Source organism: Microbacterium sp. Root1433D1 (assembly GCF_001426835.1).
GTDB classification, from domain to species: Bacteria; Actinomycetota; Actinomycetes; order Actinomycetales; family Microbacteriaceae; genus Microbacterium; species Microbacterium maritypicum.
Genome location: NZ_LMFN01000002.1, coordinates 50,179 through 58,467 on the forward strand (window position 1 = coordinate 50,179; position 8,289 = coordinate 58,467).

8 protein-coding genes and 1 pseudogene are annotated in these 8,289 nt (G+C 62.7%); 7 read left to right on the forward strand and 2 right to left on the reverse strand.

Translation table 11 applies throughout. The annotated features are described in order from the left end of the window. Nucleotides 1–38 precede the first annotated feature (38 nt). Nucleotides 39–1,124 (forward strand): type I restriction endonuclease, encoded by a 1,086-nt coding sequence (locus ASD13_RS06135; protein WP_055869119.1) that lies wholly within the window; start codon nucleotides 39–41, stop codon nucleotides 1,122–1,124. 39 nt (nucleotides 1,125–1,163) lie between these two features. After that, on the forward strand, nucleotides 1,164–2,282 hold the full coding sequence (locus ASD13_RS06140; protein ID WP_157535593.1) for a hypothetical protein: 1,119 nt from the start codon (nucleotides 1,164–1,166) through the stop codon (nucleotides 2,280–2,282). An 11-nt stretch (nucleotides 2,283–2,293) separates the two neighbouring features. Here ASD13_RS06140 and ASD13_RS06145 read toward each other — a convergent pair whose 3' ends face one another. Then, nucleotides 2,294–3,796: a SulP family inorganic anion transporter gene (locus ASD13_RS06145; protein ID WP_055867095.1), complete on the reverse strand. Its 1,503-nt coding sequence runs from the start codon at nucleotides 3,794–3,796 to the stop codon at nucleotides 2,294–2,296. Nucleotides 3,797–4,011: 215 nt separating this feature from the next. Between ASD13_RS06145 and ASD13_RS17625 the strand changes: the two are divergent. The 4 genes and pseudogenes from ASD13_RS17625 to ASD13_RS06160 form a co-directional block, all read left to right on the forward strand. Further along, nucleotides 4,012–4,107: pseudogene (locus ASD13_RS17625) on the forward strand (DUF2510 domain-containing protein); the annotation flags it as partial. Between the two features lie 171 nt (nucleotides 4,108–4,278). After that, nucleotides 4,279–4,770, forward strand: a complete 492-nt coding sequence (locus tag ASD13_RS17630; RefSeq protein ID WP_235562552.1) for a hypothetical protein — start codon at nucleotides 4,279–4,281, stop codon at nucleotides 4,768–4,770. A gap of 59 nt (nucleotides 4,771–4,829) precedes the next feature. After that, nucleotides 4,830–5,612 (forward strand): hypothetical protein, encoded by a 783-nt coding sequence (locus ASD13_RS06155; protein ID WP_055867100.1) that lies wholly within the window; start codon nucleotides 4,830–4,832, stop codon nucleotides 5,610–5,612. Beyond that, the gene (locus ASD13_RS06160) at nucleotides 5,596–6,213 is read left to right on the forward strand and encodes a hypothetical protein (RefSeq protein ID WP_055867106.1); all 618 of its coding nucleotides are present in this window, start codon (nucleotides 5,596–5,598) and stop codon (nucleotides 6,211–6,213) included. The genes ASD13_RS06155 and ASD13_RS06160 overlap by 17 nt, the downstream gene beginning before the upstream one ends. Nucleotides 6,214–6,288: 75 nt before the next feature. Here the strand turns inward: ASD13_RS06160 and ASD13_RS06165 are convergent, their stop codons facing one another. Then, nucleotides 6,289–7,218: a G5 domain-containing protein gene (locus tag ASD13_RS06165; RefSeq protein WP_082531426.1), complete on the reverse strand. Its 930-nt coding sequence runs from the start codon at nucleotides 7,216–7,218 to the stop codon at nucleotides 6,289–6,291. Between the two features lie 157 nt (nucleotides 7,219–7,375). Between ASD13_RS06165 and ASD13_RS06170 the strand changes: the two genes are divergently transcribed. Further along, nucleotides 7,376–7,918 carry a hypothetical protein gene (locus ASD13_RS06170; protein WP_235562480.1) on the forward strand — a complete coding sequence of 181 codons (543 nt, stop codon included), beginning with the start codon at nucleotides 7,376–7,378 and terminating at the stop codon, nucleotides 7,916–7,918. Nucleotides 7,919–8,289: the final 371 nt, after the last annotated feature.

Below are 8,289 nucleotides of genomic sequence, written 5' to 3' on the forward strand. Positions count from 1 at the left end.
TCTGGATGAACGCGTGTTCAACGAAGAATGGAGTGACGGTGGAGTTTTCAGAGCGTCTCGATTCCCTCGCAACGAAGGTGAAGAACCAGGCGACGGCGATTGGAACCGAGGAGGCGACGAAGAACGCATTTGTCATGCCGTTCATCTCGACGATTCTTGGCTACGACGTCTTCGACCCGCTGGAGGTCGTTCCGGAGTTCACGGCAGATGTGGGCACCAAGAAGGGCGAGAAGGTCGACTACGCGATCATGCGCGACGGGGAGGTCCAGATCCTCATCGAGTGCAAGCCATCGATGGGTTCGCTCAAGATCGAGCACGCCTCGCAGCTTTTCCGCTACTTCTCCGTCACCAACGCGCGCATCGCTGTCCTGACAAACGGTGTCCTCTGGCACTTCTACACAGACCTTGATGCTCCGAACCGCATGGATGGCAAGCCGTTCCTCGTTCTCGACCTGCTCGACATCGATGAGACTCTCATCCCCGAGATCCAGAAGCTCAGCAAGGAGAGCTTCGATCTCGAATCGATCATCAGCGCCGCGGAAGAGCTGAAGTACATTGGCGCGCTCAAGAGAGAGATCGCGAGCCAGTTCCGCGAACCGACCGACGAGTGGATCAAGTTCTTTGCAACGCGCGTCTACGACGGCTCCTACACACAGAAGGTGCGACAGCAGTTCACCGGACTGGTTGGCAAGGCGGCTCATCAGTTCCTGAACGAGCGGGTGAATGACCGTTTGAAGGCCGCGCTCGGGGTGAGCGGCATCGCGCACACCGCAGACCCGTCGCCGGCGACGAGCGCCGAGGTGGCGGAGGCGGATCTCGATCGAGACACCGAGATCGAGACCACACTCGAGGAACTTGAGGGCTACCAGATCGTCAAGGCGATCGCTTGTGGCGAGGTGAAGCCGCAGCGAGTGACGCATCGCGATGCCAAGAGCTACTTCGCTGTGCTGCTCGACGATAACAACCGAAAGCCCGTTGCTCGTCTTCACTTCAACGGGAAGCAGAAGTACCTGGGACTGTTGGACGAGGACAAGGTCGAGACGCGCCATGCGATCGACGAGCTCGACGAGATCTATGCGCACGCTGACGGAATTCGTGAAGCGGTTCGTCGGTACAAGGAGTAAAGCTCTGTCTGATTGGCTCAAGAAGGGACGGAGGGTCCCGTGAATCTGATCACGAGTCTGATGCCTGGGGTCCGCCAGGTGAGGACGCCTTTGGCGGTGGGGGGAATCTGGCTGACGGTTTTGCTCATTCTCGTGTGGCGCGACTGGAGTGCGCTATCGGCGGAGCATGGCGCCCTTGTTGAGCTCTCGCGTCTAGTTCAGTCAATGGGACTAGTTGCGGTGACAGGCGTCGGAGCCTTTGTCGCCTACCTACTGGGATCTATCACACAAGGTCTCTCATCGTGGGTGGCTGGGAAGATCCAGCGACGCGTGGCTGCGATTGAAAGAAGTGTCAAAGCAAGCAAGCTAAAGCCGCTCGCTCGGTGGCGCTCGTACATCTATCGACGTGATGCCAAATACCCTGTCCGCGGGATGCTTATGGATGCCATCAGTCGGCGCTACGCAGACGCGGGGGTGCAGCCTGACGTCTATCTAGCGTTTCCCCTCTCGCTGCTCGAGTCGCAGCTTGAGTCGCTCTCTCTCCAGCTTTGGCATAAGGCGCCGGACCAGTATCAAGAGAGTGATCGTCTTCGCGCTGAAGCAGGGTTTCGGGTGGGCGTGGCGCTGCCGATCGCGACGCTCGGGATCGTGCTCGGGGCAGTAATCGCATGGTGGATATCGCTGGCCTTCGCACTTGGCGCTCTCGTCCTCGTAATGCAAGCTCGGCTTCTTCGACGGGAGCGACTGCGCTTGCTCGCCAACGCGCTCGAACAAGGGCTGGCCGACAGCGCGATCTTGAGTTCGACTGCGCGGTTCTTGTCGAAAGCCAAGGTTCCGGCTCGGGCTACTCTCCCGCTCTGGCACGCTGCAACCGCCGTCGGCCTCAACCGAGCAGGTAGTACCGAAGGCCACGAAATGGCGATCTTCGAAGGAGTGAACGAGATTTCGCAGGAGCTTGACTTCGGGACAGTAGAGTGGAAAGACAAGCTGGATGATCTGATGGACGGTGTCCGGTCTATTTTCGAGGCGCACAATGATCCAGAAGGATATGAGTTCTTCGAACGGATGGTGGCTGAGGCTCAGCAACGTGCTGAAGCAGCGCTAGCGGAGTTTGACAACGGCTCCGATGCTGACGACACGCCAGACTTCAGCGGTCGTCGAGCCTGGAACAGCCGCTAGCTGACCTTTTACTACTCGAACCCACCCGTCAACCGCCCCCGCATCCGCGTACTGCTCTCATTCATCCCGACGATCTCTACCGTCTTCCCCAACGCCTGGTACTTCGTCTCGATCGCATCCAACGCGGCGACGGTCGACGCATCCCACACATGCGACCCCGACAGATCAACAACAACGCGCTCCGGATCGTCTGAGTACGAGAACAACGTCGTCAGATCATTGCTCGACGCGAAGAACAGCTCCCCCTCCACGACATACGTAGCGACAGCCCCATCAGCACCCAAAACCCGAGTCACCGTGACGAAGTGCGCCACCCGCCGCACGAACAGCACCGACGCGACCAGCACCCCACCGACCACGCCGACGGCAAGGTTGTGGGTCACCAAAACCAACAAGACAGTAGAGACCATCACGAAGGTCTCGCTCTTCGGCATCCGCTTCAACGTCGACGGACGGATGCTGTGCCAGTCGAACGCCCCGATCGCGACCATGATCATCACGGCAACGAGCGCTGCCATCGGGATCGTCCCGACGAAGTCGCCGAACACGACCACCAGCAAGAACAAGAAGAGGCCGGCGCAGAACGTCGAGATGCGGGTCCGCGCGCCGGACGCCTTCACGTTGATCATGGTCTGACCGATCACCGCGCAGCCGCCCATGCCGCCGAAGATCCCCGACAGCACGTTCGCCACGCCCTGCCCCCACGCCTCGCGACTCTTGCGCGAGTGGGTGTCGGTGATCTCGTCGACGAGCTTCGCGGTGAGCAGCGACTCCAGCAGCCCGACCACCGCGACTCCGAGCGCGAACGGCGCGATGATCGTGAACGTCTCCCACGTCAGCGGAACGTTCGGGATGAAGAGAGAGGGCAGGCTCCGCGGCAGCTCTCCCTGGTCGCCGACCGTCGGCACCGTGATGCCGAACGCGAGCACGACACCCGTCACGATGACCACCGACACCAGCGGCGCCGGCACGATCTTGGTGATCTTCGGCATCACCAGCATCACGACGATCCCGAGCGCCACCAGCGGATAGACCAGCCACGGCACGTCGATCAGCTGCGGGAACTGCGAGCTGAACACAAAGATCGCCAGCGCGTTCACGAATCCGACCATGACGCTGCGGGGGATGAACCGCATCAGCTTCGCGACGCCGACCACTCCGAGGATCACCTGGAAGATGCCGGCGAGGATGACGGTCGCAATGAAGTAGTCGAGCCCGTACATCGGCGCGACCGGCGCGATCACGAGCGCGACGGCTCCGGTCGCCGCGGTCACCATCGCCGGCCGCCCGCCGAGGAACGCGATCGACACCGCCATGATGAACGACGAGAACAGCCCCACCTTGGGGTCGACGCCCGCGATCACCGAGAAGGCGATGGCCTCGGGGATGAGCGCGAGTCCGACGACGAGACCTGCCAGCACCTCGCGGGTCAGCATCCGCGGATTCTTCAGCGCCGTCAGCACAGAGGGGTTCGCCCGGTAGCGGGCACGATCATCGACCGTCGTTGCAGACATGGAGCTCCAGGGGAAGGCGCCTCGAGAATGAGGCAGACGCTCCAGCGTAGGGCGGAGCTGTGGGAGGAGAGGATCCCATCTCAGGGACGGTCTATCCATGTTCTGGCGGCATCGAGTTCGTCATTCGATTGTGATAAATCCGCCGCAGATCGTTTCTCGTGGTTCGCTATGGTCAGATCGAGCCCAACTGGGCCCCTCAGTAGTACGGAGTCAGTGTGAGCAACGCCCCCGCCGGTTGGTACCCGAGCCCCGAAGACCCGAATCAGGTCCGCTATTGGGATGGGGCACAGTGGACGCAGAACACAGCGCCCGCCGCGGCCCCGGAGGTGATGACGGCCCCAGCGCCTGTGCTCTCGCCTCCTCCTGCGCCCGCTGCTCCGTTTCCTCCTTCGGCCCCGGCCGCCGCACCTGCTTCTACCGCCGGGACAGGTGCTTCCGGATCGAAGAAGAAGTGGATCATCGGCGGGGCGATCGCAGCTGGCGTGATCGTTGTCGGATCGGTCGGCGCGGCCATCGGAGCCGGCGGCCGTTCTGAACCCGCTGCAGAGGCGAGCGTCGCCCCGGTCACGGCGACGCCGACGGCTGCGCCGGAACCGACATCTTCACCCACGCCACCGGCCGCCCCCGTGGTCGAGGCCGTTGATGCCGTCGCATTCCGTGCGCAGGCAGGCTCCCATCTCGACGACATGCTCAAAGACCTCGATGACATCGTCACGACGGTTAACGAGGATGGCTTTTGGCGCCTGTTGAGCAACTCTGGCGAACTCGCGTTCAACCAGGGGCAGCTCGAAGCGCTTGATGTTCCCGAGAACGTGTCCACCACCTGGCTGGCATCTCTTGTCGCACTGGACGGTGCCCAGGACGTTCTGGTTGAGGCGATCTCGACGCAGGATGGCCCGTCGATCCTCGCGGCCGTTGAGACGGTTCGCGCACAGGTCGAGGCAACCCGCGCCGTTGTGAATACCGCTCAGTAGTCGCACCCCGCTGTGGGGAGCGGTCCACCGTTCCCCACACAAAGAAGAGATCGAGTCTCATGGTCGACAAAGAAGTCCACTACGTGACCAAGACGGTGACGACCGTGCGCGGGGCCGAAGCGCGGTCGATTGCGAAGTGGGAGCATCAGGGCTGGAAATGCGTCTCACAGCTGGAGCTCCCGATGTTCCGCACCCAGCTGACCTTCCGCCAGGTGAAGCCAAAACCTCCGTGGCTCGTGATCGGAATCGCCGGCGGAGTCGTCGTCATCTGCTTCGTCGTCATCCTCATCATGAGTCTGATCACTGGCGGCGATGATCACTCGGTGAAGCCCACGACGATGCCGACGGCTGCTTCCACTGAGCCCAGCCCCGAACCGTCCGCGGAGCCCGAAGAGAAGTATGTCTACAACGGCCCGCAATACGAGACGGTCGCGGTCGACGCCGGGCGGAGCCCCGCAGCTCTCAACCAGTACTGGATCTACTCGGCTGCACTCGACACTGCGTCCGACGCCTACAAAGACCAGATCAAGTCGATCCTCTATGACATCGCCCGCACCGAAGGGTCCGCTCTGTTCCTGGCGGAGGTCGTGATGGAGCGAGAGATCGCCCTCGCGGAGTCACCGTCGACCTATGAGACTTTTGTGCGGGATTACGGTGAGGACTACGCGATCACCGCGATCCCTCAGAAGGAACCGGCCGGCTGGATCGCCTCCTACGCCGGGGGCTTTGACTACAACACCGGTGAGGCGAGCGATTCGGCGTTCGAGCTGACGTATTGGCCCGCGGGGTCGCCAGAGGTCGAGAAGTGGAAGCCCGGAGAGGCTCATGACGACGGTCAATGAACTCTTCGCCCACGTGGGCGTCGTGAACCGAAGCGTCGTGCGTTGGGGAGAGCCCCCGAACGAGGCGGAGCCGGGCGTGTACATCGTGTCGACGGCTGAGGATGCCGAGTCGAACACAGGTCTTTCTGCCGTGCCCTTGAATCCCGGCGCCATTGAGGAGCTCCTCCGTCTACGCCCGGAAGCCACTGTTGACGGTCATCCCGCGACGGTCACCATGCTGAAGCTCAGACTCAGTGCAATGTGGGCCGAAGGAGAGACCGTGGCATACATCGGACTCGCGAGAACGAGTGTGCGCATGCGCGTTCGGCAGTTCTACCGAACGAGGATCGGCGCTCGAGCGCCTCATGCTGGCGGGTGGCCGATACAGATGCTCGACCCCGCGAAGTTGTGGGTGCACTGCGGCTCAGTTGCGGATCCGCGTGAGGCTGAGGCGGCGATGGTCGCGCGATTCGCCTCCCAAGTCCCTCCCCGCGTGAGCGAGCGCCTCATCGATCCGGACGCCCCGATTCCCTTCGCCAACCTCACGTTCCCGGGCGGGCGCCGCAAGGGGCACGGGCTCTCAGACGTGAAGATACGCAGAGGCCTCAACGAGGGCGGGTGAAAGCCAGCTGGCGGTTCTTCGTTCACTCATGTCGCTGAAAATGAGGCAGACGCTCCAGCGTAGGGCGGAGCCGTCTCAGTCGCAGGCGATCCCGTCACCGTCGCGGTCGAGGTCGTACACATCCGGCCCGACCACCTGCAGTGGTCCGCGAACATACGCCGGCCCGTTACCGCTGCCACCCGCGCAGTCGACATCCGACGCGATGGGCACACAGACTCCCGAATAGCTCGAGTGGCACTCAGCCGCGGGCTGCACCAAAGGCACGGGCGCGGGAGGAGGCTGTCGCGTCCCGTTCGACGTGACTTCGTTCACTGGAACGACGGTAACGATCTCGCCGACGACCTCGCGCGACACTTCTACTCCGTCGACGTAGGTCACGCGGTAGGTGGTGACCTTGGTTCCGTCGACGCCCGCCGTCGTGATGGCGGTCTGCCCGACATCGAGTTGCGGATCGTCAGCTGTCGTGCGCTCGAACGGAACGACCGTCGACTCTTCTACTTCTTCGAAGGTGGTGGGCTTCGGAGAGGGGGTCGGCTTCTCGGTCTGGGTGGACGCGAACGGCTTGGCGTCGGACGAGGATGAGCCTGAGCTCGTCGAGTCCGAACCCGGGCCGCCGAGAGCGGCGTTCGCACCGGTCCCCACGAACATCAGCACGAAGGCGAGCCCCAGGGCAGCCCATGCAGCACCGCGCGAGCGTACGCGAAAGAGCTTCGCCGACCCGCGGACGATCGCGTAGATCGCGACGAAGAAGAGGGTCAGGCCGGCGAACATCATGATGATGCCGAGGCTGCGGGTGAGCAGCAGGATTGCCAGAACTACTGCTCCCACGATGAGGATCATCTTCAACCGCGAAGACTTCGTCTGGGAGGGAGCCACCGCGGCGGTCGCTGCCGGCGCATGGCCCACAGGCGCGGTGTGAATCGTCCACTGGGTGCCATCCCACCAGCGCTGCTGCTGGGCGGGGTGCTCGGGATCGGCGTACCAACCTTGAGGTGCTTCGGGCATCTTTGCCGTCCTTCTACTCGGGCTCTCGCCGAACACTACCGATATTCCGGAGACCCGTGGGCGGAGTGGTGTTGCTCCAGATCGCGGCCAGGAACACGGAGGACTCCAGTTCTGGGCCCCGCTTCACCTCTTCCCCCACGCCGAGCACTGAGCCATCATGAAGACGACCCCCCCCACAGAGGAGATCGCCTTGTCGCTTCCGCACACCCCGTCGGAGACCACTGCTGCCGCTGGACTCCCCGGAGTGCTGGTCATCGCGAGGATCCGTCGCCTTCTGATCCTCGCCGTGATCGCCGCGCTGGTGTATCCCACCCTCATGGTCGCGAGTAGAGCGACCTGCCCTGGTGGCATCGATGGCAGCGGCGGGTTCATCGATGCGTCGGGGCAGCCGGTGGATGAGGCTCCCCTATGCGTGCAGCTGACCCTCGGTCCCACCCCGCTGGTCTACGTCGGTATTGCTGCGATCGTTCTGATCGCTCTCGGCCGCGTGATGAAGGCGAGCGACGAACACGGTGCCCTCAAGGTTCTGAACCGGGCAGCGATCGGAGTCGCGGCACTCGTGGTCCTCGCGATCGTCGTCTCGCACGTCTGGTTCTTCCTGATCCCCATGGAGGGGTTCACCTCCGGCTCCTGGACGGTCTTCAGCCCGTTCCCCTTCGGCAACATCGACGTCACGACCACACCCATGACCACGGAGTGAGGCACGACAGGGGTAGGAGAGTCGCGCGGATATGCAGCTGCAGGAGCGCGACACGCCCGGCGGTCGGCCTAGATTTGCCCGATCCCCGGGATCCGCGTAACTTATTACTTGTTCGCCCCAAACGGTTGAGCGGAGGTCCTCGGACCGGCTCCCGTCAAGCAGCTAACACCTCCCGAATCCCAGACACTCACTGAGTGAACAGGATGAAGGTGCTGATCCGTTCCCACGGTCAGGCCGAGAAAAACTCGGACTTGACAACGGAAACGAGATCGGTAAGATAGAGAAGTTGCCCTTCGGGCCTGGCTGTGATGGCTGGGTCGTGGGAGCATCCGATCCTTGAGAACTCAACAGCGTGCACTTGTCAAATGCCA